A 25512-nucleotide genomic window follows, 5' to 3' on the forward strand; every position below is an offset into this window, starting at 1 on the left:
CATGGAGATTGGTACGCGGATCGCAACTGCCCAGCTGGCCGGCGCGGCTCGGTCGAAGCGGCAGATTGTCGCCGGGCCGTTGGTCGGCCTGCTGCACGACAGCGACGCCTGGTACCTGTCCGGCGTACTCGCCGCCGAGCCCGGTCAGCCGTTCGAAGCCGGCGACGTCGAATGGGCGCTGAACACGATCCGGCAGGCGTTCGCCGCGGAAGGGCGCTGGGTGAGCGCCGAGCTGGTCGACGAGGCGAACCCCGGCCTGGCGCAGGCGCTCGAAGCCAACGGCATGGCGATCGTCTCGCATCTCCCGCTGCTGGTGGTGCAGCCGGCCGAGCTCGTCGTACCCCCGTCGTCCGAGGTGACCGTGAAGACCGTCGCCTCCGAGGAAGATCAGAAGATCGCGAACGCGGTGTCGGCAGCGGCGTACGAGATGGATGACGCCGACTTCACCTTCAAAGCTGATCCGGCTGACGGCGGGGCAGTCCTCGTGTACGCCGATGAGGTACCGGTAGCGACTGCCGCGTGGACCGCGATCGCCGACGGCGTGACCGAGATCGCCGGCGTCGGCACGATCCATTCACACCGGCGCCGCGGCTTCGGCGCGCTCGCCACCGCGCACGCCACCCAACAGGCCTTCACGCTCGGCGGCGCAACCCTGGCCTGGCTGACCCCCGGCGACGACGGCGCCGACCGCGTGTACCGCCGCCTCGGCTACACCCCCAGCGCCACCGCCGTCCACCTAGGCGACCCCGGCGGCCACCTCGCCGACCTCCGCTAACCGCGCGACCTTCGTCAGCTAGTCGGCTCGCAGCAAGCGGGTGATGCTCGTACGGAGTACTGAACTGGCCTTTCTCGGACTCATGCGCCCGGCAGCCATCGCCTCGCCCGCCGCATGCCCGAGCGCGACCAGCGACGTCACCAACCAGCCGGCCGGAAGCTCACTGGTGATCTCACCAGCACGCTGACCGCGCCGAATCACCTTCTCGAAGCGATCAGTCACCGGGTCATGGCGCTCGTCTGATCCACCCGTCGATGGCAGCTGCAGCAGCAGCGGATGCGCCTCGAACACGCGCCACCCCAACTCGACCAGCTTCTGCACGCACTCCAGCGCAGGCTCTTCGTCGAGCTCGAGCGCGTCAATCGCCTCGACCGTCTCGCGGGTGAGCTCATCCACCACCGCGTTGAGGAGTACGTCGCGCGACGGGAAATGCGCGTACACCGTCTGCCGCGTCACCCCCGCCGCCTCGGCCACGCGCTCCAGTCCGGCATCGATCCGCTCGTCCAGCACGCTCACCGCCGCGGCCAAGATCGCCGCCCGGCTCCGATCGGCATCCGCCCGCCGCCTACGCCCATTCTCTGACACCTTGTAAAGGTTATCTGATCGGCTTATCTTTGACGGCATGTCAAATTTAACTCCATCCCCGCCACCACAGGAGCCGACCTCGTCCGCGCTCGCGCCGTCGCCGCCGTCGCCGCGGTCCTTGCCGCCGGCCTCGTCACCGCGCCCGGCGGAGTCGTCTGCATCGAATCGTTCCGGCGCACGGGGAGGCGCCTGGACGCCGACCTGTCCCGACGCCGCGCCACGGGAGTTCATCGCGGACTTCTACGAATCGTTCACCCGTGAGGTAGTCGCGGGCGGCGACGCCGGTGAGATCGTCGACCGGTACTTCGCCCCCGGCATCACCCAGGTCGCCGACGGCATCACCCTCGACCGCCAACGCCTGATCGACCACCTCAGCCCGGTCCGAAAGAACCTCACCGCTTGCCGGTACGAGGTACACGAGGCCCTCCGCACCGGCGACCAACTCGCGGCCCACTTCACCATCCACGCCGAACTGCGCCACACCCGGACGATCTCCACCGAAGTCTTCCTCTTCGGCGAACTGACCCCCGACAACCGCTTCCGCCGGACCACCCAATCCACGCGCGAACTGAAGCCCCAACCCATCACGCCCGCCGCGCCGAACCCGACAACCACCGCGAGGACCGCATGACGAGCCACAACTCAGCGACGGCTGACGATCCCCCTCGACCCACGGACGAGACGAGCACCTTTCACGTACTGGGCATGACCTGCGCGCACTGCGTCAGCTTCATCACCGAAGAACTGGAAACCGTCCCCGGCATCACCAAGATCGCCATCGACCTACCCACCGGCGAACTGACCGTGACCACCGACCGCCCGCTCACCCCCACCACCATCCAAACCGCGGTCGAATCCGCCGGCTACACCCTCACCCCCTGACCCGCTCAGGGGTCGACCCCTCAGATGAAGGGTTGCCCCCTGGGATTCTCGTGGTGCAACCCTCCATCTGAGGGGCCAACCCCTTTCAAACGTCGGCATCCGGCCCCACGCCAGGAACCGCACTCATCAGCGCGGCGGTCGCGGCCGGTTGAGTTCGCCGCGTACGCCCGAACGCCGACGCCGAGCGAAAGCACGCCCCGGCCGTACTGCGCACTCTGGGGAAGCCGCTCCCGCGTACCAGCGCATGCTCGACGAAAGGCCGTACTTGCTGACAGGGCGCCGAACGGTGCTCACCCCGCGCCCAACTGCAGTCCGTGGTGTGAATGGCTAGTGGCGTAGCGCGGTCAGCCGGCACGTACGGACGTGTCGACGGCCGAAGCAGCCGGAGCCCGCGCTGTGTTCGACCCCTAGGAGGTGAGTGCCCGACGTCCCAGTCGTGCGAGGCGGCGGTTGAACGTACGCCGGTCGGCCTGCGCCTACGTGATCTCGCGCGGCGGATGAGATGAAGCCGGGGCGTAGGTGCAGTTCCAGCGGTGCGGAGGTGGGTGCCCGACGTCCCAGGGTCTGAGTCGGCCCACGTGTATCCGATGTCGCGCGGTGGATGCGATGAAGCCGGAGCCAGGGCGCAACTCTACGGCGGGGGGAGGTGGGTTGCCCGACGTCCCCGGGCTTGGTGGTGCTGGCCTTGTGGGTGGGGACGTCGGGCGGGGCTGGTGTCAGCGGACGGTGAAGCCTGCTTTGCGGAAGGCGTCGGCGAGGGAGGTTTCGTCCATGGGGGTGTCGGACTGGCCGGCGCGGCCGCCGGAGTTGCCGGAGCCGCCGCGTCCGCCTGCGCCGCCGCGTCCGCCGGGACCGCCGCGACCTGGACCGCTGTCCGGCCCGCGGCCACCGGAGCCGCGGCCGTCGGCCCCGCGACCGCCTGCGCCACCGCGACCATCACCGCCGCGACCGTCACCACGGCTGCCTGCGCCGCCGCGGTCTGCGCCACGGTTGCCTTGGGAGCGGGGCTGGTTGGGGCGGCCCGAGCTGGAACCGGGCTCGTCTTCCATTCGGAGGGTCAGGGAGATCCGCTTGCGGGGGATGTCGACTTCGAGGACCTTGACGGTCACGATGTCGCCGGGCTTGACCACCTCACGGGGGTCCTTCACGTAGTTCTTCGACAGCGCCGACACGTGCGCCAACCCGTCCTGGTGTACCCCGATGTCGATGAACGCGCCGAAAGCGGCAACGTTCGTGACCTGGCCTTCGAGCCGCATCCCGGGCTTCAGGTCGGCGATCTTGTCGACGCCCTCGGCGAAGACAGCGGTCTTGAAGGCAGGACGAGGGTCGCGGCCCGGCTTCTCGAGCTCGGCGAGGATGTCGGTGACGGTCGGCAGGCCGAACATGTCGTCGACGAAGTCGGCCGCGTTCAGCCGCTTCAGCTCGGCCGAACCGATCAGCGCCTTCACGTCCGACCCGGTCGCGTCCAGGATCCGCCGGACCACCGGGTACGACTCCGGGTGCACGCTCGACGCGTCCAGCGGGTCGTCGCCGTCGGGAATCCGGAGGAAGCCGGCCGCCTGCTCGAACGCCTTCGGGCCGAGCCGGGCGACATCCTTCAGCGCCGTACGGGACTTGAACGGACCGTTCTGGTCGCGGTGCAGAACGATGTTGTCGGCCAGGCCCGGCGTGATTCCGGAGACTCGGGTCAGGAGCGGCGCGGACGCGGTGTTCAGGTCGACGCCGACCGCATTCACACAGTCCTCGACGACCGCGTCGAGGGAGCGGGACAGCGAGTTCTCCGGGAGGTCGTGCTGGTACTGACCGACGCCGATCGACTTCGGGTCGATCTTCACCAGCTCGGCCAGCGGGTCCTGCAGCCGGCGCGCGATCGAGACCGCGCCACGCAGCGAAACATCCATCCCGGGCAGCTCCTGGGAGGCAAAGGCGGACGCCGAGTACACGGATGCCCCGGCCTCCGACACCACTGCCTTGGTCAGCTTCAGCTCCGGGTGCTTGGCGATCAGCTCGGCGGCCAGCTTGTCGGTCTCGCGCGAGGCCGTACCGTTGCCGATGGCAATCAGATCGACGTTGTGCGCGGCCGCCAGCGCGGCCAGGGTGGCGATCGACTTGTCCCATTGGTTCTGCGGGACGTGCGGGTAGATGACGCCGGTGTTGACGACCTTGCCGGTCGCGTCCACGACGGCGACCTTCACGCCGGTCCGGAAGCCCGGGTCGAGGCCCATGGTGGCGCGGGTGCCGGCCGGCGCGGCCAGCAGCAGGTCGCGCAGGTTCGCCGCGAAGACCCGGATCGCCTCGTCCTCGGCGATCTGGCGCAGCCGCATCCGCAGGTCGATGCCGAGGTGCACCAGGATCTTCGTCCGCCACGCCCAGCGCACTGTCTCGACCAGCCACTTGTCGGCGGCCCGGCCCTGGTTCTCGATGCCGACCTTGCGGGCGATGGCCGACTCGTACTCGGTCGGTCCGTCGGCTTCCACGCCCGCGGGCAGTGGCTCGACGGTGATCGTCAGCACGTCCTCCTTCTCGCCGCGGAACAGCGCGAGAATCCGGTGCGACGGCATCTTGGTGAACGGCTCGTCGAAGTCGAAGTAGTCCGAGAACTTCGCGCCGTCGGTCTCCTTGCCCTCACGCACCGCGGACGCCAGCCGGCCCTGCGACCAGAGCCGCTCACGCAGCTCGCCGATCAAGTCCGCGTCCTCGGCGAACCGCTCGACCAGGATCGCCCGGGCGCCGTCCAGCGCGGCCTGCGGGTCCGGCACCTCGGCATTCACGAACACGGCCGCGGCCGCGAACGGCTCGACGTCCGGGTCTGCCATCAGGCCGTCCGCGAGTGGCTCCAGACCGTTCTCGCGGGCGATCATCGCCTTGGTCCGGCGCTTCGGCTTGTACGGCAGGTAGATGTCCTCCAGCCGGGACTTGGTGTCCGCGGCGAGGATCTGCGCCTTGAGCGCGTCATCCAGCTTGCCCTGGCTCTCGATCGAGTCCAGTACGGTCTGCCGGCGCTCCTCGAGCTCCCGCAGGTACCGCAGTCTTTCCTCGATGGTCCGGAGCTGGGCATCGTCCAGCATCCCGGTGACTTCCTTGCGGTACCGCGCGATGAACGGGACCGTCGACCCCTCGTCGAGCAACGCCACCGCCGCTCGCACCTGGTTGTCACCGACCTCCAGCTCGCCCGCGATCCGCTGCTCGATCGACTGCACCACCACTGTCCGTTCCCCTCTACCGACAACAACCACCGAGCATTCTGTCCCGGCCAGTCCCCATATCCTTCCCCATCCCACCCCCACCCCGGAAACCCGATCCCCTCCCCCTGTGGACAACCTCGTGCGATCATCACCCCGGGGAGGGGAACATGAGCCAGTTCAAGAACTACATCGAGAGCTACCATCCGACGCTGCTGTATCGCGCTTTCGGCGTGGTGCTCCCGGCGGCCTGGATCGTGAAGGCAGCCAACACCCACACCTTCGAGGACATCTTGTGGGCGTTCTTCCTGCCGCTCAGATGGTTCCTGAGCCGCCCGTTGAGCCTGTACATCGCTGTCCCGGCAGCTGTCGTACTGATGGCAGTCGCCACAGTCCAGCGCCGCGCTCACATGAGATCGGAGTTGTCGTGATTTCGGGTGTACGGCGCGTGGCCGGTGCGCTTCGTGGGCTTGATGACGCGTATGCGGCGAGGATCCGGCGTAGGCCCGGGCGGACGATGCGGTTGTTCGCACTGGCGTTCGCGCTGGTGCTCCTGTACGCGCTGACCGAGGCGGCAGACTGGCATGACTACGTGAAGGGCGGGTCGGAATTCATGCTGGCAGGCCTGATTGCTGTGGCGCCGCGCGGGATCTACAACGGGCAGCTCGATGCGTGGACCAAGCGGCATAAGGCTCTGTCCGGGCTGATGTTGGTGGTGTTGGCCGGCGTGATGGGCTTCATTGCCATCCCAGACATCGTGGCGGACTGGAAGTTCGCGTTGGCGGTGGGACTGCCTGCGGGCTGCCTTGCTGTCTTCTCGCCGGCGTTGCGGCGGCGGTTGGTGAAGACGGACGAGGGGCCGGCGTCCGAGGTGGACGGCGACCCCTCGTCGTAGTGCGTGGTCAGGCGGCTTCGCAGGCGAGGGCTTCGGAGGTGACGGGCTTGGGTTGCTTCTTGGGGCGCATTACCGTCAGGGCGATGGCTACTGAGGCGGCGACGATCAGGGCTGCGATGGCGAAGGAGAAGTGGTAGCCGTCGGTCAGGGCCTGGAGGGGGGACTTGGAGCTGGTGGCGGTATGGGTGGCGGAGAGGGTGGCCAGGACGGCCAGGCCCAGTGCGGCGCCTACCTCGCCCATGGTGCCGATCAGGCCGGACGCCAAACCGGCGTCTTCGGGCTTCACGTCAGCCATCGACAGACCCATCAGCGCGGGGAAGCAGATGCCTCCGCCAAGACCGAGCAGGGCCAGCACAGGCAGTACGTGGATGAAGTAGTTGCCACCAACCGGTGCCTGCGTGAACAGCGCCAGGCCGACCACGATCAGCGACAGACCGGCGATCAGCGGGCGTCGCGCACCGAAGCGCATCACCAGCTTCTCGGAGTACTTCACCGACAGCAGGCCCATCAGCACCGTGGTCGGCAGGAACGCCAGTCCGATCTCCAGTGCGTCATATCCGAGTACGCGCTGCAGGTACAGCGACCCGAGGAAGAAGATCCCGAACATCCCGGAGCTGGACAGTGCCTGGATCAGGTTCGCGCCGGTCAGTGTGCGGGAGCGGAAGATCCGCAGCGGCACCAGTGGGGTAGCGGCAGTCGCCTCCCGCACGATGAACCCGGCGAGCAGCACCAGCGTCACGGCGGTCAGCAGCAGCGTACGCGGCGCGGTCCAGCCCAGCTCAGCAGCCGGCTTGACGATGGTGAACACACCAAACATCAGCGCACCGGTGATCAGCACAGCACCTGGTACGTCGGTCCCGCGCCCCAGCCCAAGGCCCTTGTCCTTCTCGATCAGCTTGACGGCCAGTACGGTCGTCAGCACGCCGAGCGGCAGGTTGACGAAGAAGATCCAGTGCCAGCTGATGGCCTGAGTCAGTACGCCCCCTGCGAGCAGACCGATCGACCCACCGGCCGATGCGACGAACGCGTACATACCGATCGCCTTGGCCTGCTCGCGCGGCTCGGGGAACAGCGTCACGATCATGCCGAGGATCACCGCGGAGGTCAGTGCGCCGCCGACGCCCTGGATGAACCGGGCGATCACCAGCATCTCCTGAGTCCGCGCCAGCCCGCACAGTACGGAGGCGGCGGTGAAAACGATCAGTCCGGCGGTGAAGACGTTCCGCCGGCCGAGCAGGTCGCCGAGTCGTCCCGCCAGCAGGAGCAGGCCGCCGAAGGCGATCAGGTACGCGTTCACCACCCACGCGAGGGAGGAGCTGGTGAAGCGGAGGTCGTCCTGAATGGCCGGCAGGGCCACGTTCACCACGGTCACGTCGAGCACGATCATCAACATGCCCGCGCACAGCGTGTAAAGGGCCAGCCAGCGCGAGCGGCCGCCCTGCGTGGCCGGCGTGGTCGCCAGGGTGTCGGTCGTCGCGTACATTCCGGTTCTCCTTGCAGTCCGTCGTAGTGGCCTTACACCTCTACGTCGAACTCGGAGAGCTCAGATTGACACGTCCTCCGAACTTTTTTCGCGCCGAGTCCGCCCCAGCGCGTACGCCATCAGCGCGGGCACCAGTCCGGAACCGACGAAGAGCAGTGTGGGCAGCTGAGAAGCCAGCGCGAACCACGTGAGCAGTACGACCACTCCACCAGCCACTGGGAGCGGTCTGCCCATCAGGAACGTGGTGGCCGAGCGGAACAGGGTCTTGAGCGTCGACTCCACCGGTGCGTCCGGCAGGATGGCCAGTCCGCTCAGGTAGAGCCCCAGGACCATCCCGGCCAGCGGTATCAGGACAGCCAGCGCGACAATCCGCATCGGCCCACTCGCGTACGCCCAGAACGAGATGCCGAACACCAGCATCAACCCACCGGCGTACAGACCGAACCCGGACAGCCAGAACCGCTTCATGGCCCAGCTGAACTCGCGGAAGAACCGTCGCACCAGCTTCGGCCGGTCCTGACTGATCGCATCCGGAAGGACCCGCTGGAGCGCGAACGCGGCCGGGAACATGGTCACGATGCCGAAGCTGATCACCAGGAACACCAGTTGCAGCATCAGCAGGTCACCGGCGACCGACAGCTTGGCCAGCACCGTGTTCGTCCGGCTGGGGTTCGGCACCGGGCACCTCCTCGTTCCGTACGGGCGTGCCTTGATCGTATGATCACGAACCAATCACACAACCGGATCAGTCGACACGGCAGGGGACCGCATGCTTGCAGAGGAGCGCCACGAGCTGATCCTGCGAAGCCTGCGGCGGCACGGCCGGCTGCGGGTGACCGATCTGGTCACCGAGCTCGGCGTCTCCGCGATCACAGTACGCCGCGACCTGGCCGAGCTGGACTCGGCCGGCCTGCTCCGCCGGGTGCACGGCGGCGCGATCGGTACCGCCGGCGCCGAGCAGGGCACACCGGGCAGCCGGCTGACGATCGGCATTGTCGTACCGAGCGCGGCCGCGTACTACTCCGACGTGATCCGCGGCGCCGAGGCGATGGCCGCCCGGTACGACGCGCGCCTGGTGCTCGGCGTGTCCGGGTACGACGCGACCACCGAGCTCGAACGGATCGAGAAGGTCCTCGGGGTCGGTGTCGGCGGCCTGCTGATCAGCACCGCGCTCGGCGACGGCGCCGCGGACCGGATCGGTTCCCGCCTGGACGACGTCGACGTACCGGTGGTGCTGATGGAGCGGGCGTTCGGCTTCCCGCATGTCGCCCGCGAATACGACCACGTGCGTACGGACCACGCGTACGGCGCGATGCTCGCCCTTCGTCATTTCGCTGCCCTCGGCCATCGCCGGATCGCGATCAACTTGCAGGCCACGGTCACCGCGTACTGGCTGCGCCGCGGCATCGAGACCGCCGCGAAGGCGCTTGGCGTCGAGGTCTACCTGTCGCCCGTCGACCTGCCGATGCACGGTGACGACCCCGGCGCGGTGGACCAGCTGGACGCGTTTCTGGCCGAGTGCGAGACGTTCGGCAGCCGCGCGGTCCTGATCCACTCCGACGAGCACGGCGCGCGCCTGGTCGAACGGGCGATGGAGCTCGGTCTGCGCGTACCCGAGGACCTGGCCGTGATCGCGTACAACGACGTCACCGCCGCCCTTGCCGTCGTCCCGCTGACCGCGGTGTGCCCGCCGCGGCACGCGCTCGGCGAAACCGCGTGCGACCTGCTGCTGCGCAAACTGCACGGCGGGCCGAGCTCGATTCAGCACCTCAGCTTGCTGCCCACGCTGAACATCCGCACCTCCTGCGGCGCGGTCGAAGAACCGGCCGTCGCGGCGACTGTTCCGGTGACTGCCCCGGTGACCGCGCCGAGCACCCGCTGAGACTCCCGCCGGACGGAACTCTGATCGATCGGGTTCCGTCAATGATCGATTGTGATCATTCGAGCGTCGAGGTATTGACGAGGAAAGCCCTTTCCCATACTTTCGCTGCACTTGGGTGGGGTCCTCGGGCCCGGCTGCACAAACAGTCAGCGAAGGAGTTGCCCTGTGAGACCGGTGAGACGTGGTGTGGGACTGACCGTGCTGGCGGCTGCGCTCAGCGTGCTGGTCAGCAGTTGCGGCAACGGGGTGATCGACAAGAACACCGACGGCGTGCCCCCGGCCGAGGCGACCGGGACGCTGCGGGTACTGATCCCGTCCTTCCCGCCCAGTACGAAGGGCCGGGACGCCTTCCAGAAGGTTGTCGACGACTTCCAGAAGACCTATCCGAAGATGAAGGTCGAGCCGGACTTCGCGACGTACAAGAACCTGAACGAGAAGCTGTCCACCTCGATCGCGGCCGGCATCCCGTACGACGTGGTGGTCACCGGGGTCGGCTGGATTCAGCCGTTCGCGTCGAAACGGATCTTCGAGGACCTCGGCAAGTACGGCGTGACGCCGGACGTGATCAAGGAGAAGAGCACCGCTGCGCTGATCCCGGCGGCTACGTACGACGGCAAGCTGTACGCGTATCCGCTGATCGCCGACGCGCGCGCGGTCGCGCTGCGCAAGAGCGCGTTCCTCGAGGCCGGACTGGACCCGGACAAGCCGCCGACGTCGCTGGCCGAGATCAAGGTCGCGGCCGAGAAGCTGACCAAGCGGGACAAGAGCGGCAACATCACCCGCAGCGGTTTCGATCTCGCGTCGGCGACCGGTTTCCGGCAGTCGTTCGTCACCTTCCTCGCCTCGACCGGCACCCCGCTGTACGTGAAGGGCGAACCGAACTTCGACAACAAGGCCGGTCTCGACACGCTGCTCTGGATCAAGTCGATGATCAACAACGTGCAGCCGTACGGGCAGACCAACGCGGCGCAGCAGCCGCTCGTACTGACCGGTGAGGCCGCGATGGGCATCGTCAACGGCGGTGTGGACTGCTCCGCCGACGGCATCGGCCAGAAGAACTGCGACGACCTGAAGTTCTTCCGCTTCAACAGCGGCAAGGAGATCGAGTACGTCGGTGGTGACCTGGCGTCGATCGGCTCGCGGAGCCGGCACAAGGAGGCGGCCTGGTCGTTCATCCAGACGCTGACCAAGCCGGCCACGCTGGATGCGATCGCCAAGCTGAACAAGAAGGTCCCGGCCTACAAGGACGCCGGCAACTCGCCCGCGGCGAAGTCGAATCCGCTCAGCCAGTTCGTCGCCGACGGCCTGGTGTACGCGGCCAACGAGAACGAAGTGCCGGCCAACTGGCTGGAGATGCGCGGCAACTTCGACATCCAGCTCACCCAGGCCGTCCTCGGACAGAAGGACCCGGCGAAGGTGCTGCACAACCTGGCAGGACAGTCCCGATGAGTACAACTCTTGAACGTCCCGCGCTCACATCCACTCGCAAGGTCGCGCCGGCCAAGGGCGACCGTACGCTGATCCGCGGTCAGGTCCGGGCCGGCTGGGCGCTGCTCACGCCCGCGCTGCTGCACTCCGGCATCTTCATCGTCGTCCCGGTGATCGCGGTGCTGGTGCTCAGCCTGACCGACTACAGCTTCGGTGACTCCTTCGGCTGGGTCGGTTTCACCAACTACACCGACCTGTTCCGCGACCCGAACTTCCTCGCCTCGCTGTGGCACACGGTGCTGTACGCGATCGTGGTGATCCCGATCTCGATGGCGATCTCGCTCGCGGTCGCGATCGGCCTGAACCAGAAGATCCGCGGCCTCGGCTTCTTCCGGACCGCGTTCTACATCCCGACCGTGACCGCGACCGTCGCCGTCGCCACCATCTGGCTGTGGATCTACAACCCGGGGTCCGGCCTGGCGAACGGGTTCCTCAGTCTGTTCGGCTTCGCGCCGAACCGCTGGCTGGCCGACCCGGGCACCGCGTTGCCGTCGCTGATGGTGGTCGGGATCTGGCAAGGCCTGGGCACCAAGATCATCATCTACCTGGCCGCGCTGCAGGGGGTCTCGCGTGATCTGCTCGAGTCGGCGCAGCTGGACGGCGCCGGGCGGTGGCAGAAGTTCCGCAACGTCACCTGGCCGGCGATCGGGCCGGTGCAGTTCTTCGTACTGATCACGTCGATCGTCGGTACGTTCCAGGTGTTCGACCTGGTCTACGTGATGACGCAGGGCGGTCCGGGTTCGTCCACCCGGGTGCTGGTGATGGACATCTACCAGAACGCTTTCCAGAACCTGAAACTCGGCTACGCGTCCGCGGAAACCGTGATCATGATGATCGTGATCGCGATCTTCATCGCGGCCGGTCGCCTGCTCCAGAAGGCGGACACCAATGACTAGCATTTCGTTGCCCGCGGCCGGTACCACGAAACCGCCGGCGCTCCGGGCCGGCCGGATTCTGCTGTACGTCGTGCTCACGGCCGGCGCGATCCTGATGATCACGCCCTTCGTCTGGATGCTGCTGACCTCGTTCAAGAGCAACGGCGAAATCGCGAAGTTCAGCTGGCTGCCGAACGAACTGCGCTGGCGGAACTTCGTCGAGGCGATGCAGACCGCGCCGTTCCTGCGCTATTTCCGGAACAGCCTGTTCATCGCGGTCGGCGAGACGCTGTTCACGCTGGCGGTGTGTACGACGGCCGGGTACGCGCTGGCGAAACTGCCCTTGCGCGGCGGGAAGGCACTGCTGAACTACTTCATCGTGCTGCTGATGGTGCCGTTCCAGATCATCCTGGTGCCGTTGTTCCTGATCGTGAAGTCGATCCCGCTGTTCGGCGGCAACAACATCCTCGGCCAGGGCGGTATCGGCTGGCTGAACTCGTGGTGGGGTCTGATCATCCCGCTCGGCGCGGCGCCGCTGTTCACGTTCCTGGCCCGGCAGTTCTACGTCTCGCTGCCGGATCAGCTCGCGCAGGCGGCGCGGGTTGACGGGCTGGGTGAATTCGGGATCTTCTGGCGGATCATGACGCCGCTGATCAAGCCGGCGCTGATCACGATCGCGGTCTTCCAGATCGAGGCCGCCTGGAACGGATTCCTCTGGCCGCTGATGATCACCACGACCGACGAAATGCGGCCGCTGCAGCTCGGGCTGGCGATCTTCTCGCAGAACCCGGCGGAGATTCAGTGGCCGTACCTGATGGCCGGGACCGCGCTGGCGACGCTGCCGATGATCGTACTGTTCGTGTTGGCGCAGAAGCGGTTCGTGGAAGGGATGGCGAACGTGGGGATCAAGGGCTGACCGGGAATACGGCTGAGATTGCGGGCCGGGATTGCGGGCTGAGAGCGCCTGGCAGATCCTCTGTCAGGTGCTCACCCCGCCCCGGGTGAGCACCTGCGAGGCCCCCTCCATGCGGTGATCCCGAAGAAGCACCGGAGCTTCCCACTCGGTCCCCCCGGCTGGGTCACTCAACCGTTTATCGGGTGAGTGTGCCGGTCGTTACAGCGTTCGTGAGAATTATTCGCGATGAATGTGATTGGTTACGCTCGGTAGTTGTTCGGGCTTGAGGCAGGGCATCAGGCCAGGGTGAGGGCGGGCCTCCGGCTGGGCGGGCATCAGGCCAGGTGGGCGCGGACCACGTGGCGGATCATCGGGTCGAGGTCGGTCGTGCCGAGGAGCTCCAGGGCGTTGGTGGCGCGCAGGGTGGCCAGGCCGTGGATGTTTGTCCACAGGGCGGTGGCGCGGAGGTCCGCGTCGTCCGGATGGGTGCGGGCGACCAGGTCCGTGAAAGTTTGGAACAGCGGGAGCGAGGTCGCGCGCAGGTTGCCGCCGGCGCCGGCCAGGAGGTCGTGGCGGAACAGCAGGTCGAACATGGCCGGCCGTTCGGCGGCGAACTCCAGATACCGTCGGGCCGCCTCGACCAGCTGGTCCTCGGCCGACAAGTGCGTGGGCGCGCCGGTGGGAGTCGCGGCAGGCGTATCGGTGGGGAGTGTTAGGCGCCCCAAACCGGTCTGGAGGTTGAGGCGGGCGGCGAGGTCGGCGAGGCCGGTGGCGGCGATGGCGGTGAGCAGGGCGTTGTGGGTCGGGAAGTAGCGCCGGGGCGCGCCGTGCGAGACGCCGGTCCGGCGGGTGATCGCGCGCAGGCTCAGGTTGCCGAGGCCCTCCTCCTCGAGGAGCTCGACCCCCGCCTGCACCAGCCGATCGGGCAACGACACCAGCCCATTGTCTCCTGCTCGGTCCGGCGCCCGTTGGATTGGCCCGGTTCGTTGGGTACGATCTTTCGCGTGACTGCCGGGTCGGCCTTTGGCCATTCACGAGTGGGGCACCCGGCCGCGTTCTGAGCGCCGCGCGGGCGCCGCCCGCTTCTCTGTTTCGTCCCTTTCCACGACTCAGAGAGAAGCGAACCCTGAACGATTTCACCGCAGCACTCATCGCGGAGTACCGCGCGAACGGCGGCCGGCTCACCGGTCAGTTCGAGAATTCCAGGTTGTTGCTTTTGACAACCACAGGCGCACGGTCCGGTCAGCAGCGGACCGTGGTGCTCGCGTACTACCCGGACGGCGAGCGGGTACTGGTCGTCGGCTCGGCCGGCGGCAGCCCGAAGCACCCGGATTGGTACTACAACCTGCTCGCGAATCCCGAAGTCACCGTTGAGGACGGTGCCTTCACCTATTCGGCCACGGCTGTAGTACTACGGGGCGACGAACGGGACGAGGTCTTTGCCCGGCTCGTCGAGGCCGAGTCCGGGTGGGGCGATTACCAGCAGCGCACCACGCGTACGCTCCCGGTCGTCGCTCTGAACCGGCAACCAGGTCCGCCGCCGGGCGGCTCCTTGGCCGAAATGCTCAAGAACATCCACGATGCCTTCCGGCGCGAGCTTTCCCTGGTACGCAACGAGGTCGCGTCTGCGGGGACGCTCGGCGCGCAGCTCCGGATCAACTGCCTGGCGATGTGCCAGGGCCTGCACTACCACCACACCGGTGAGTCGACCGGACTGTTCCCGGCACTCATCGCACAGCACCCGGAGCTCACTGAGGTGGTCGGTGTACTGCAGAAGGAGCATGACTCGATTGCAGTACTGCTAGCTGAGCTGGAGCGCTTGGTGGAGGTGCCAGGCGCTGATGTGCTGCCACAGGTTGATGAGTTGATCGCACAGCTAACGGCACACCTCGACCGTGAGGAGGCGGAGCTACTGCCTTATTTATGACGGGCTAGGAGTGCGTACGAGTTGGGCAGCCGTCCGGACCACGCTGCTGCGTTCGTGCCGTCCTGGGGACGCCAGAACGGTTCGGCGTACTCCTCTAGTACCTGCAACTGCAGTCCGGCTGTGGTGATCGCGGTGATGATCTGGCCGAGTGTCCATTGCCACTCGCGCGCACCGTTCGCCGGGTACGTGTCGTTGAGGTGCGACTCGGCAAAGTAGCTCCGGTCCGGGCGGATGCGTACGTCATCCTCGTCCCAACTCCACAGTGGTACGGCCGGGTGCGCCTCGTACACGAAGAGGTGGCCACCCGGTCGTACCACGCGCGCCACGTCCCGCGCCCAGGCGTTGATGTCCCGCATCCAGATCAGTGCGCCTTTACCTGTGTACACAAGGTCCGCGGAGTCATCTTTCAAGGGCACACCGGGCACTTCGGCTACCACGTAGTGACAAGGCAGTTGAAGCTCGTTAGCCCGTTGCTGTGCTGCACCGGCTGCGACCGAGCTGTAGTCCACCCCGACCACCGCCCGAGCCCCTGCCTTCACCAGGCCGATGTCATCGAGCCCATGCCCACTCTGCAAATGCACCACCAACGGCCGCTCAGCCAACACCGGTGCGAGCAGCTGCTGTTCCCGCTCCACCAACAGCTCGTCGGATCGAGCAGCCGCCAGCAACTCGTCGTGCTCCCGAACGTGCTTCGTGGAAGCCTGCTCCCACACCACCCGATTCCCCGCAACCACCTCATCCATACACCCAGTCAGCCCTAACCAAGCGCGTCTAGCAACCGTAAATCGTGGTGATCCTGCGGCCGAAGTACATACCCCTGATGTGCTTCCCGCTGCGCACTCACCGGCATACACCGCACCTTCACCCCGCCAATCCACCCTTCGACCGCCGGCGGAATCACCCGATCATTCCCCTCAAAGTCGAGCTGCTCCGTACCCCCATCCACCGCGGTACTCGGATGCAAATCCACCCGATGCCCTTCCACCCCATGCGTCAACTGCACCGTTACATCCGCATACCGAGCATCAGTCACCTCGTACCCCAGCCCGCCGAGCACCTCCACCACCCGATCGAGCTCATGCCGCACAACCCCCAAATCCAAGTCCTCATGAACTCGCGTCTGCCGCCCCACCAGCGCATCCACGCCCCATCCCCCATCGACCCATACCCCCAGCCCTTCCAACGCCCCCACCAACTCCAGCACCCGCTCCGCCGTCATCACCCTCACCTTCCTACCAGTCACATAGACTCAGCCATGAGGGAATTGATCAGCTGGGCCGCCGCTGCGGTCGGTCGTGTTGTCGCCGTACACCCCCTACATGATGATCAGGGTCCTTGGCGGCTGGACGTCGTACACAACGGAGTCAACCGCCAGTACGTCCTCCGTGCCCCAACGCCCCGCATCGGCCAATCGATGATCGCCACCGGCGCCACAGCACTACAGGTAGCCGAACACCACGACCTACCCGCCCCACGCCTGATCGCCGCCGACCTGACCGGTGATCAGTCAGGCACCCCAGCCAGCCTCGAAACGATGATCGCAGGCACCACCAGCTGGCCCGACGGCTCACCCGAACGCCTCAGAGCAGCCGGCGCCGCGCTAGCCCGGCTCCACACCGTCTCCATGGGCCCACGCGAGCACCTACCGTTCCGCCCCCGCCCCATAGCCGTAGACGACTTCGCCACGGACCGCCGCCTCGGCCGCATGCCAACCACAGCTCTCCTCCAGCAAGCCGACGCCCTGATCACAGCCCACGGCCGCCCCGACGAACCCTCCGTCTACCTACACGGCGACGTCTGGCCCGGCAACATGCTCTGGTCCGGCAACCAGGTCACCGCCTTCATCGACTGGAAAACCGCCGGCGTAGGAGCCCTCGGGGTAGACCTCTCCGAACTCCGCAAACAAGCAGCCATCACCTTCGGCCCCGAGGCCCCCACCGAAGTCCTAACCGGCTACCAACAATCCACCGGCCACCCAGCACCCCACGTCCCCTACTGGGACGCCGTAGCCGCCCTAAACACCCCCACCACCTGCTGGACCCCCACCGCCACCATCCGCCGAAACAACTTCCTCAAGACGGCCCTACAAAACCTCCCCTAAACACCAACAGGGCGGCTCCCAAGACCTGGAAGCCGCCCAATGTGGCGGAGGATACGAGATTCGAACTCGTGAGGGGTTGCCCCCAACACGCTTTCCAAGCGTGCGCCCTAGGCCTCTAGGCGAATCCTCCAAGCGGAGAGGATACCGAAGGGGGTGTGGGAATCTGAAATCGGGGAGCTGAGGGGTGGGTGGGGGAACTAGGGTCGGGGGTGTGGATGAGGTCTTGGTGCGGGTGGTGGGGGTTGCTGATGTGGGGGCGTTGCAGGAGTTGATCGAGGCGGATCCGGGGTATACGGAGCGGATCACGGGGTACCGCCGGGGGACGCGGATGCGCAGAGTCTGCTGTTGATGCGGCCGGAGGGGGTAGGGGAGGACGCCAAGGTTGTACTGGGGGCGTTTGTGGGGGAGCGGCTGGTCGTTGTGGTTGATCTGATCAGGGGATACCCGGTGGAGCGGACTGCGTTTGTCGGGCTGCTTCAGGTGCATTCGAGCCAGCAAGGGCGTGGGTACGGCGGTACGACCTATGCGCTTGTTGAGCGGTTCGTTGAAGACACCTGGCCGGAGATCGGGACGTTGCGGCTGGCTGTGGTGGATACCAATGCTCAGGTCGCTGCTGGGTTCTGGGAGCGGCAGGGGTTTGAGGCGACCGGAGAAGTGCGGCCGTATGTGTACGACAAGCTGGAGTCGACCGCACGCCTCTACGAGAAGCAACTGCACAACAAGAACTAGGCGAGTAGTACTGGAGCCAGCGTCCGCCACTGGTCTACTGGTTGTGGGCCGGTTACTCCGGTGATGACGTTGACGGCTACGTGGTCCGCGCCGGCGTCCAGGTGTTCGGTGAGTTTGGACTTGATGTCGGCCGGGGTGCCCCATGCGGCCAGGGCGTCGATCATGTGGTCGGGGAGTTCGGCCTGGTCGCGGTCGCTGAACCCCTGGCGTTTCAGTGACGCCACGTACCCGGGGATGTTCGTGAAGAAGCTGATCGTGTCCCGGGCGATCGCCCGTGCCCGGTCGGCGTCTGGCTCTACTACGACAAGGTGACTGACCGCTAGCAGCTTCTCCGGACCAAGTACCTTCCGCGCCTCGGCCGCGTACGCCGCAGTGGTCAGGAACGGGTACGCGCCGGCGGACCGCTCCGCTGCCAGCTTGAGCATCCGCGGACCGAGTGCAGCGAGTACTCGGCGCTCCACAGGTACATCCACCTCATCCAAGTACGCGTTGAGCGTCGCAAGCGGCTGTGGTCCGTGCGCCCCGCCCAGCCCAGCAGTGAACCGTCCCGGGGCAGTTGCCTCCAATGAGGCGTACGCAGCACTGACCTCCGCCGCGCTGTACTTCACCACCGCCAAGATCCCACTGACGTACTTGATCGTCGCCGTACCTGCTACCAGGTCGGTGATGGCCTGTAGGCCGGGCAGCGCCCCGCCGGACAGCCACACCACCGGGTACCCGAGCGCTTCCGCCGCCTGCGCCGCCGCGATCGACTCCGCCGTGCCGTCGAGCCCGGTCGTGATCCCGAAGGGACCGAATTGATGATTCGTCACGCATCCAGCTTGCGCCCGCACCAGGCAGCCGCGCACGCGTGTTCGCTCAGAGCGAGCGGGTGGATTTCAGGCCGGGTGATCCGATCCCGTACACTCGTGGCTGGTTCCCCGCGTGGCGGTATCTCGCCCAATCCCCCCAGGGCCGGAAGGCAGCAAGGGTAAGTGAGCTCTTCCGGGTGCGCGGGGAATCCTTATGCCCAGGGGTGTGAGGAGCCTGATGAACCCCGAGATCCGGTACCTGCAGGAACTGATCATCGCCGAGCTCGGCGTGCCCGCGGTGTTCGACGTGGATGCCGAGATCGAGCGGCGGGTGGAGTTCCTCGCCGAGCGGCTCCGCCAGACCGGCGCATCCGGGTACGTGCTCGCGATCAGCGGTGGCGTCGACTCCGCCGTCGGCGGGCGGCTCGGCCAGCTCGCCGTCGAACGAGTCCGGGCCGAGGGCGGTCAGGCGACCTTCATCGCGATGCGGCTCCCGTACGGCATCCAGGCCGACGAGGCGGACGCGCAGCGCGCGCTGGCGTTCATCAAGCCGGACGAGACGCTCGACGTGAACATCAAGCCGGCCACCGACGCGATGGTCGAGGAAGTACGGCACGCCGGGCTGGGCGACCGCGAGGACTTCCACATCGGCAACGTCAAGGCGCGCCAGCGGATGATCTCGCAGTACCTGGTGGCCGGCGCCCGGAGCCTGCTGGTGATCGGTACGGATCACGCGGCCGAGGCGGTGATGGGCTTCTTCACCAAGTACGGCGACGGCGCGTGCGACCTGACGCCGCTGTCCGGCCTGAACAAGCGGCGCGTCCGCGCGGTCGGCGAGCGGCTCGGCGCGGACGCCTCGATCACCGGCAAGATCCCGACCGCCGATCTGGAGACGAACAACCCGGGCGTACCAGACGAGGCGGTCCTGGGCGTCACGTACGACGAGATCGACGACTTCCTCGAAGGTCTCGAGATCGACGAGAAGGCCGCGAGCACGATCATCGCGACCCATCGCCGGACGGCACACAAACGCGCTGTGCCGCTCCCCTTCAGCTGAGCATTCGGTGGTCAGCTGACGAAACGCGCTTCAGCTGACCATCGCGCATACTGCTGCTCTAAGCGGTATGCGCCAGTTGTACCTGCCGGATGCGGTTCGCGAGCCGCGCCAGCCGGATCGTCGCGATGTTCCGGTACGCCGGCCGGAGCACCGTGGCGAGCGGGCCGGACTGCTCGAACGTGTGCGTGACCCGGCTGTCCGCGCCGATCGTCCACGTGCTGACCTCGCGGAACCCGGGGACCTGCCAGACCATCTCGACCCGGTCCGCCTCGACGACCGTGTACTGCAGCTCGCCCGCGAACCCCGGGCGGACGCGCAAGGCGTACCGGGTGCCCGGGTTGGTCTCGCGGGGGCCTTCGACGGCGAGGAACGCCTCGTTCCACTCCGGCAACCCGAGCGCGTCGAGCAGGACCTGGCGGATCGCTGCTTGACTGGCGTGGATGGTCTCGGTGGCCTGTTCCATGGCTATCTCTCCTGGGCGAGGTGGGCAAGCTCGGGGCCGCGGCGGCGGGCCAGCGCGGCGCCGGCGGGGAACGCGCCGGCGAGCGTACGAAGGGTGCTGATCGTCTCGTCGAGCGGCTGACCGGCGACGAGGTCGTGAATGGTGCGGTGCAACCGGTTCTCCGCGGTGATGATGCGGCGGTGCAAGGCTCGGCCGGACGGGGTCAGGCTGAGTGTCAGGTATCTCCGGTCGACCGTGTCGATGCCGCGCTTCACCAGACCTTGTGCGACCAGCCGGTCGACCAGCCGGCTCGGACTGTTGCCGGTTTCGCAGACCAGCAGCCCGCCGAGCGCGTTCAGCGTCATCGGGCCGTGGTCCTTCAGCACCCGCAGAACTTCTGCCTGGGAAGGCGTGATGCCGAGCGGGCGCAGCTCGGCAGCCAGCGCCCGGTTGCCCTCGCGCTGAATCGCCAGCACGAGGTAACGAAGCTCCTCGACGATCTTCATGGCAGACATGTTACACGACATATATGTCGTGTCATGTATCGGACGCGGATCGATTCGAGGTCGTTGCCCACGGCTTGTGGGCAGGAAAAGTTCCGGATGAGTGCCGGAGAAAGTCCGGTTGAGGTCATGGTCAAGGTGATGCGCGGCTGGCACAGTGAGTGCATGAAGGGTCTGATGCAGGGCTACCAGTTGTCGCTGGACACGATCTTCCGCCGGGCGGAGCAGTTCTACCCGGACAAGACCGTCCATACGGGCGGTCCGGCGCCGGTCACGCTGACGTACGGCGAGTGGGCCGACCGCACCAGACGCCTGGGCGGTGTACTCGATGCACTTGGGGTCAGCGCGGACGGACGGGTCGCCACCTTTGCGTGGAACTCCGGCCGCCACCTCGAGCTGTACTTCGCCGCCCCCTGCACCGGGCGCGTCCTGCACACGCTGAACATCAGGCTCTTCCCCGATCAGATCGTGTACATCGCGAACCACGCCGAGGACGAAGTGGTGTTTGTCGACCGGTCACTGCTCGGGTTGTTCCTGCCACTGCTCGAACGGCTTCCGCAGGTGCGGCATGTCGTCGTGATGGACGACCTTCCGGCCGGGGCGCCAGGGGCCGAGGCGCCCGACGATCCGCGGTTCCACGACTACGAGGAGCTGCTGGCCGCGGCCGCGCCGGTCGAGTTCCACGTCGAGGACGAGAACCAGGCGGCCGCGATGTGTTACACGAGCGGCACGACGGGCAATCCGAAGGGCGTCGTGTACTCACACCGTTCCACCTGGCTGCACTCCATCGGTGTACTGACCAACTCCGGAATCGGCCTTGCCGAGACGGACACCGTGATGCCGGTCGTGCCGATGTTCCATGCGAATGCCTGGGGTCTGGCCCACGCGGCGCCGATGGCCGGTGCGTCGCTGGTGTTCCCTGGGCCGGACATGAGCCCGGCGGGCATCCTGAAGCTGCTCCAAGAACAAGAGGTCACGCTCTCGGCCGGCGTGCCGACGATCTGGCAGGGCTTGCTGCCACTGCTGGACGGCGTCGAGCTGCCGAAGCTGAGGCGTATCCCGTGCGGTGGTTCCGCCGTACCGGAGGCGTTGTCGGAGGCGTTCCGGCTCAAGCTCGGCCGGCCGATCCTGCAGGCGTGGGGGATGACGGAGACGAGCCCGGTCGCGACGGCGTCCCACGTACCCACGCGAAACAAGGGACTTCCCGAGGAGGAGCAGGCGCATCTGCGGGCTCGCGCTGGTCTGCCGCTGCCCGGCGTCGAGGTACGGATCGTTGAGCCCGGATCGATCACGCCGTTGCCGTGGGACGACGAGGCGACCGGTGAGCTGCAGGTTCGCGGAGCTTGGATCGCCGCGGAGTACTACCGGCCTGACGACGGTGCGCAGCTGAACACCGAGGACGGCTGGATGAAGACCGGCGACGTGGCGGCGATCGATCAGTACGGATCAGTGCGAATCGTTGACCGGACCAAGGACCTGGTGAAGTCCGGCGGCGAGTGGATCAGCTCGGTCGAGCTGGAGAACCTGTTGATGGCGCATCCCGCGGTGAAGGAGGCGGCCGTCATCGGCGTACCGCACCCGCGGTGGGACGAGCGCCCGCTCGCGTGCATCGTCCTCCAGGAAGGATCGACCGCGACAGGAGAGGACATCCTCGAGTACTTGCGTCCGCTGGTGGCGAAATGGTGGTTGCCGGACGCGGTCGAGTTCATCGACGAGGTACCGAAGACATCGGTCGGCAAGTTCTCGAAGAAGGATCTGCGCAGCCGGTTCGCCAACTACCACCTGAAATAGAACAGTGCCCTGGGCAACTAGCTGAAATCGACCCGGAAGTGGTTGTTCAGGTGCTTCAAGGTCGCGTCGACGAAGGAGGTGGGCCACTGATTGCCGGTACGTTCGGCGAGCGCGGTGCCCCGGCTGATGAACTGACGGCAGATGTACTGGTTCGCCGCGATGATCCCGGCCGGATCGGTGCCGGCAGCGGGAACCGCCTCGAGCGCGGCGCGTTGCTCGGCTGACAACAGTGCGTTGAGGCGCTTGGCCCCGCTCGTTCGGCGTACGCCGCGCTCGGCCAGCATCAGTGCGATCAGCTGGTCGCGTACGACCCCGACGCCCTGGTTCGCGACGATGCGCTCGTCGCGGCCGAGCACCGTGACCAGATTGCCGAGGAAGTAGAAGAAGAGGTTGACCGTACTGGCCGGCCAGTACGGCTCGTCGGGGCGACCGCCCTTCGGCGCGATATCACCCTCCGGGAACAACGTCCCGTCCCGGTCGAACAGCACCTGCACACCGTCGTACTGGAATCGGTCGAACGATGCCAGCGGGTGCACGATCAGATCGACGTGCAGCCAGTCGGGCGTGATTCCGAGTCCGCCGATCATCCCGGGCAGGCGGTCCGCGAGTACGGTCGGTCCGGTCAGCTGGTGTAGTACGTCGGCCCAGTGCTCTTCGTACCAGTCTGCGCTGTCGTCCGTGACCACCAGGTGCACGTCGACGTCGCTGAACCGGTCCGCGGCGCCGGTGGCGTAGCTGCCGATCAGGTAGACAGCCAGCACTCGCTCGTCGCCGGGCAGCACCTCACGCGCCCGGGTGATCACCGCCTGCTGCCGCTCGTCCCCGGTCGTCACCCATCTCACCCTAGTGCCGAAACCGCCTACTCCCGGGCGCGGGCGGCGATTTGTCGGTGGGCGGCGCTAGGGTTGCCGGGTGGAAGCGCCCCTTGCCTTGTACCGCCGGTACCGTCCGGAGACCTTCGCGGAAGTGATCGGGCAGGACCATGTCACCGGTCCGCTGCGGAACGCGTTGAGCAACAACCGGGTGAATCACGCCTACCTGTTCTCCGGGCCGCGCGGCTGTGGAAAAACCACCAGCGCGCGCATCCTGGCCCGGGCGATCAACTGCGAGAAGGGCCCGATCGCCGAGCCGTGTGGGGTCTGCAAATCGTGCACCGACCTGGCCCGCGGCGGCCCCGGCAGCATCGATGTGATCGAGATCGACGCGGCGTCGCACGGTGGTGTCGACGACGCCCGTGACCTGCGCGAGCGGGCGTTCTTCGCGCCGGTCGAGAGCCGGTACAAGATCTACATCATCGACGAGGCGCACATGGTCACCACGCAGGGCTTCAACGCCCTGCTGAAGCTGGTCGAGGAGCCGCCGCCGCACCTCAAGTTCATCTTCGCGACCACCGAGCCCGACAAGGTGATCGGCACGATCCGGTCCCGTACGCATCACTATCCGTTCCGGCTGGTGCCGCCGAAGGTGCTCGGCGACTACATGGCGCGGTTGTGCGAGTCCGAGGGCGTCTCGATCGAGGCGGCCGCGCTGCCGCTGGTCGTACGCGCCGGTGCCGGGTCCGTCCGCGATTCGCTGAGCGTGCTCGACCAGTTGATCGGCGGCGCGGGGCCGGAGGGCGTCACGTACGAGCTTGCTGTCGCGCTGCTCGGTTTCACGCCGGACTCGCTGCTCGACGCGTGCGTGGACGGGTTCGCGGCGCATGACAGCGCCGCAGTCTTCCAAACCATCGAAAAGGTGATCGAAACCGGCCAGGACCCGAAGCGCTTCGCCGAGGACCTGCTCCGCCGGCTGCGCGACCTGGTCGTACTGTCCGCCGTACCGACCGCGCTCACCTCCGGCCTGATCGAGGCCGCCGACGACCAGGCCGAGCGCCTCCAGACCCAGGCTGCCGGCATCGGCTCCGCCGAACTCACCCGAGCCGCCGACATCGTCGCCGCCGGCCTGCTGGAGATGCGCGGCGCGACGGCCCCGCGCCTGCAGCTGGAGCTCATCTGCTCCAAGGTCCTCCTCCCCGGCGCCGACGACTCCACCAACGGCATCCAGGCCCGCCTCGACCGCCTCGAACGCCGCCTAACCATCGGAGCCCCCGCCGGAGCGCCAGCGGCCACACCCCCAACACCAGCGACGGCCGCCGACCCAGACGCCGCGACAAGCCGGGGCGCGGCTCGTGCTGCGGCCCGCCCAGCCTCCGATGCACCTCCTGCTTCTGACGGTGTCTCCGGTGCTGCCCCGACCGCTGATTCCGGCACCGCCTCGGCCCCGGACGGTGGGTCGACGGGTGACGCACCTGCAAGCACCACCTCCACCGGCGGCACCTCGGCGAGTACGTCTGCCAGTACATCCGTCAGGTCAGCGGAGGGGGCAGCGGCGGCCGGTGCCGCTGCTGACTCCGGCGCCGCGCCTGCTGGAGCACGTACGGGCGCATGGGGCGATGAGCCGTCCAACTCAGCCGCCGCCTCCGCACAGCCCGCTTCGGCCGCTCAACCCACCTCGCACGCTCAGCCAGACGCGTACGCGCAACCTGACGCGAACGCTCAACCAGCTTCGGCAGCGCAGACCGCTTCCGGTGGTGCGGGTGGAGCTGTTGGTTTGGCGGACATCCGCCGCCTCTGGCCGGAGGTACTGGAAGCAGTAAAGGCCAAGCGCCGTTTCGCCTGGATCATGCTGAGCCAGAACGCCCAGGTCATCGCGATCGACGACCAGACCCTTACCCTCGGCCTGGTCAACGCCGGCGCCCGCGAAAGCTTCGCCCGCTCCGGCAGCGACGAAATCCTCCGCCAAGCCATGATCGACACCATCGGCGTCAACCGCCGAGTCGAAGCAGTAGTAGACCCCTCCACCGACCCAGGCGCCGCCGGCACCCCCACCAACCGCCCCGGCCCCCAACCCAACACCCCCCACACCGGCGCCCCCACCGTCCCGCCCTCCGGCTCAGCCCCCACCGACCAGCACCCCACCTCCCCAACCTCCACCGACCCAGCCCCCGACTCCCAGGCGCCCACCGACACCCAACCCAACGCCCAACCCCCCAACCCCCCACACGCCGGGACCCCACACGGCGGAACCCCACAGTCTGGAACGGCACACTCCGGGACCGCACACTCCGGGACCGCACACGCCGGAACCGCACAGTCTGGGACCCCACACTCTGGGACCCCACACTCCGGAACCGCGCACGCCGGGACCGCACACGCCGGGACCGCGCACGCCGGGACCGCACACTCCGGGA

General features: G+C 67.3%; 27 protein-coding genes, 1 tRNA gene and 1 other RNA gene. 17 read left to right on the top strand and 12 right to left on the bottom strand.

Annotated features, from left to right (window positions below; all coding sequences use genetic code 11):
* Position 1 precedes the first annotated feature (1 nt).
* Positions 2–775, top strand: coding sequence for a GNAT family N-acetyltransferase (locus ABD260_RS32520; protein ID WP_344239855.1), 774 nt, complete (start codon positions 2–4; stop codon positions 773–775).
* Positions 776–793: 18 nt separating this feature from the next.
* Here ABD260_RS32520 and ABD260_RS32525 read toward each other — a convergent pair whose 3' ends face one another.
* Entirely contained in the window at positions 794–1360 is a 567-nt protein-coding gene (locus ABD260_RS32525; protein ID WP_344239857.1) for a TetR/AcrR family transcriptional regulator, read from the bottom strand.
* 37 nt (positions 1361–1397) lie between these two features.
* Between ABD260_RS32525 and ABD260_RS32530 the strand changes: the two genes are divergently transcribed.
* The gene (locus ABD260_RS32530) at positions 1398–1991 is read left to right on the top strand and encodes a nuclear transport factor 2 family protein (RefSeq protein ID WP_344239859.1); all 594 of its coding nucleotides are present in this window, start codon (positions 1398–1400) and stop codon (positions 1989–1991) included.
* On the top strand, positions 1988–2242 hold the full coding sequence (locus tag ABD260_RS32535) for a heavy-metal-associated domain-containing protein (protein ID WP_344239861.1): 255 nt from the start codon (positions 1988–1990) through the stop codon (positions 2240–2242). The genes ABD260_RS32530 and ABD260_RS32535 overlap by 4 nt, the downstream gene beginning before the upstream one ends.
* A gap of 716 nt (positions 2243–2958) precedes the next feature.
* Here the strand turns inward: ABD260_RS32535 and ABD260_RS32540 are convergent.
* Positions 2959–5442 (bottom strand): Tex family protein, encoded by a 2484-nt coding sequence (locus ABD260_RS32540; RefSeq protein ID WP_344239863.1) that lies wholly within the window; start codon positions 5440–5442, stop codon positions 2959–2961.
* 152 nt (positions 5443–5594) lie between these two features.
* On the opposite strand from ABD260_RS32540, the gene ABD260_RS32545 reads away from it, so the two are divergent.
* Positions 5595–5855 carry a hypothetical protein gene (locus ABD260_RS32545; protein WP_344239865.1) on the top strand — a complete coding sequence of 87 codons (261 nt, stop codon included), beginning with the start codon at positions 5595–5597 and terminating at the stop codon, positions 5853–5855.
* Entirely contained in the window at positions 5852–6319 is a 468-nt protein-coding gene (locus ABD260_RS32550; protein WP_344239867.1) for a hypothetical protein, read from the top strand. Before ABD260_RS32545 ends, ABD260_RS32550 begins: the two co-directional genes overlap by 4 nt.
* Positions 6320–6326: 7 nt before the next feature.
* Here ABD260_RS32550 and ABD260_RS32555 read toward each other — a convergent pair whose 3' ends face one another.
* Positions 6327–7802: an MFS transporter gene (locus ABD260_RS32555; RefSeq protein ID WP_344239869.1), complete on the bottom strand. Its 1476-nt coding sequence runs from the start codon at positions 7800–7802 to the stop codon at positions 6327–6329.
* Positions 7803–7862: 60 nt separating this feature from the next.
* Positions 7863–8480, bottom strand: a complete 618-nt coding sequence (locus ABD260_RS32560) for a DUF624 domain-containing protein (protein WP_344239871.1) — start codon at positions 8478–8480, stop codon at positions 7863–7865.
* 91 nt (positions 8481–8571) lie between these two features.
* On the opposite strand from ABD260_RS32560, the gene ABD260_RS32565 reads away from it, so the two are divergent.
* The 4 genes from ABD260_RS32565 (at position 8572) to ABD260_RS32580 (ending at position 12963) form a co-directional block, all read left to right on the top strand.
* The gene (locus ABD260_RS32565; RefSeq protein WP_344239873.1) at positions 8572–9684 is read left to right on the top strand and encodes a substrate-binding domain-containing protein; all 1113 of its coding nucleotides are present in this window, start codon (positions 8572–8574) and stop codon (positions 9682–9684) included.
* 165 nt (positions 9685–9849) lie between these two features.
* Positions 9850–11133: an extracellular solute-binding protein gene (locus ABD260_RS32570; RefSeq protein ID WP_344239875.1), complete on the top strand. Its 1284-nt coding sequence runs from the start codon at positions 9850–9852 to the stop codon at positions 11131–11133.
* Positions 11130–12068 carry a carbohydrate ABC transporter permease gene (locus ABD260_RS32575; RefSeq protein ID WP_344239877.1) on the top strand — a complete coding sequence of 313 codons (939 nt, stop codon included), beginning with the start codon at positions 11130–11132 and terminating at the stop codon, positions 12066–12068. Before ABD260_RS32570 ends, ABD260_RS32575 begins: the two co-directional genes overlap by 4 nt.
* Positions 12061–12963: a carbohydrate ABC transporter permease gene (locus tag ABD260_RS32580; protein ID WP_344239879.1), complete on the top strand. Its 903-nt coding sequence runs from the start codon at positions 12061–12063 to the stop codon at positions 12961–12963. Before ABD260_RS32575 ends, ABD260_RS32580 begins: the two co-directional genes overlap by 8 nt.
* A gap of 314 nt (positions 12964–13277) precedes the next feature.
* Here ABD260_RS32580 and ABD260_RS32585 read toward each other — a convergent pair whose 3' ends face one another.
* Positions 13278–13877: a TetR/AcrR family transcriptional regulator gene (locus tag ABD260_RS32585; protein WP_344239881.1), complete on the bottom strand. Its 600-nt coding sequence runs from the start codon at positions 13875–13877 to the stop codon at positions 13278–13280.
* 215 nt (positions 13878–14092) lie between these two features.
* Here ABD260_RS32585 and ABD260_RS32590 point away from each other — a divergent pair, with 215 nt between their 5' ends.
* Positions 14093–14869: a nitroreductase/quinone reductase family protein gene (locus ABD260_RS32590; RefSeq protein WP_344239959.1), complete on the top strand. Its 777-nt coding sequence runs from the start codon at positions 14093–14095 to the stop codon at positions 14867–14869.
* Here ABD260_RS32590 and ABD260_RS32595 read toward each other — a convergent pair.
* Together ABD260_RS32595 and ABD260_RS32600 are read right to left on the bottom strand one after the other, a co-directional pair.
* The gene (locus tag ABD260_RS32595) at positions 14860–15612 is read right to left on the bottom strand and encodes a class I SAM-dependent methyltransferase (RefSeq protein ID WP_344239883.1); all 753 of its coding nucleotides are present in this window, start codon (positions 15610–15612) and stop codon (positions 14860–14862) included. The two genes, ABD260_RS32590 and ABD260_RS32595, sit on opposite strands and share 10 nt — an antisense overlap.
* 14 nt (positions 15613–15626) lie before the next feature.
* A complete protein-coding gene (locus ABD260_RS32600; protein WP_344239885.1) occupies positions 15627–16088 on the bottom strand; it encodes a nucleotidyltransferase domain-containing protein in 462 nt (153 codons plus the stop codon).
* Between the two features lie 36 nt (positions 16089–16124).
* Here ABD260_RS32600 and ABD260_RS32605 point away from each other — a divergent pair, with 36 nt between their 5' ends.
* Positions 16125–16970 carry an aminoglycoside phosphotransferase family protein gene (locus ABD260_RS32605; RefSeq protein WP_344239887.1) on the top strand — a complete coding sequence of 282 codons (846 nt, stop codon included), beginning with the start codon at positions 16125–16127 and terminating at the stop codon, positions 16968–16970.
* Positions 16971–17012: 42 nt separating this feature from the next.
* Here the strand turns inward: ABD260_RS32605 and ABD260_RS32610 are convergent.
* Positions 17013–17100, bottom strand: a tRNA-Ser gene (locus tag ABD260_RS32610).
* Positions 17101–17181: 81 nt separating this feature from the next.
* On the opposite strand from ABD260_RS32610, the gene ABD260_RS32615 reads away from it, so the two are divergent.
* Positions 17182–17319 (top strand): hypothetical protein, encoded by a 138-nt coding sequence (locus ABD260_RS32615; RefSeq protein ID WP_344239889.1) that lies wholly within the window; start codon positions 17182–17184, stop codon positions 17317–17319.
* Positions 17319–17699 (top strand): GNAT family N-acetyltransferase, encoded by a 381-nt coding sequence (locus ABD260_RS32620; RefSeq protein WP_344239891.1) that lies wholly within the window; start codon positions 17319–17321, stop codon positions 17697–17699. Before ABD260_RS32615 ends, ABD260_RS32620 begins: the two co-directional genes overlap by 1 nt.
* Here the strand turns inward: ABD260_RS32620 and ABD260_RS32625 are convergent.
* Positions 17696–18511: a TIGR03620 family F420-dependent LLM class oxidoreductase gene (locus tag ABD260_RS32625; RefSeq protein ID WP_344239893.1), complete on the bottom strand. Its 816-nt coding sequence runs from the start codon at positions 18509–18511 to the stop codon at positions 17696–17698. The two genes, ABD260_RS32620 and ABD260_RS32625, sit on opposite strands and share 4 nt — an antisense overlap.
* A 99-nt stretch (positions 18512–18610) precedes the next feature.
* Between ABD260_RS32625 and ffs the strand changes: the two genes are divergently transcribed.
* Both ffs and nadE read left to right on the top strand, forming a co-directional pair.
* Positions 18611–18707, top strand: an RNA gene (gene ffs, locus ABD260_RS32630) — signal recognition particle sRNA small type.
* 21 nt (positions 18708–18728) lie between these two features.
* Positions 18729–19547 (top strand): ammonia-dependent NAD(+) synthetase, encoded by an 819-nt coding sequence (gene nadE / locus ABD260_RS32635; RefSeq protein ID WP_344239895.1) that lies wholly within the window; start codon positions 18729–18731, stop codon positions 19545–19547.
* Positions 19548–19605: 58 nt separating this feature from the next.
* On the opposite strand, the gene ABD260_RS32640 is transcribed toward nadE, so the two are convergent.
* Together ABD260_RS32640 and ABD260_RS32645 are read right to left on the bottom strand one after the other, a co-directional pair.
* Complete coding sequence (locus ABD260_RS32640) at positions 19606–20010, bottom strand: SRPBCC family protein (protein ID WP_344239897.1); 405 nt, start codon at positions 20008–20010, stop codon at positions 19606–19608.
* A 2-nt stretch (positions 20011–20012) separates the two neighbouring features.
* Positions 20013–20495 carry a MarR family winged helix-turn-helix transcriptional regulator gene (locus ABD260_RS32645; protein WP_344239899.1) on the bottom strand — a complete coding sequence of 161 codons (483 nt, stop codon included), beginning with the start codon at positions 20493–20495 and terminating at the stop codon, positions 20013–20015.
* Positions 20496–20657: 162 nt separating this feature from the next.
* On the opposite strand from ABD260_RS32645, the gene ABD260_RS32650 reads away from it, so the two are divergent.
* The gene (locus ABD260_RS32650; RefSeq protein WP_344239901.1) at positions 20658–22283 is read left to right on the top strand and encodes a long-chain fatty acid--CoA ligase; all 1626 of its coding nucleotides are present in this window, start codon (positions 20658–20660) and stop codon (positions 22281–22283) included.
* Positions 22284–22300: 17 nt separating this feature from the next.
* On the opposite strand, the gene ABD260_RS32655 is transcribed toward ABD260_RS32650, so the two are convergent.
* On the bottom strand, positions 22301–23116 hold the full coding sequence (locus ABD260_RS32655) for an aminoglycoside 6-adenylyltransferase (RefSeq protein ID WP_344239903.1): 816 nt from the start codon (positions 23114–23116) through the stop codon (positions 22301–22303).
* 79 nt (positions 23117–23195) lie between these two features.
* On the opposite strand from ABD260_RS32655, the gene ABD260_RS32660 reads away from it, so the two are divergent.
* Positions 23196–25512 (top strand): DNA polymerase III subunit gamma and tau (locus ABD260_RS32660; RefSeq protein WP_344239905.1); only part of this gene is annotated, 2317 nt, incomplete at its 3' end.

The organism is Kribbella hippodromi (assembly GCF_039531045.1).
Taxonomy (GTDB): domain Bacteria; phylum Actinomycetota; class Actinomycetes; order Propionibacteriales; family Kribbellaceae; genus Kribbella; species Kribbella hippodromi.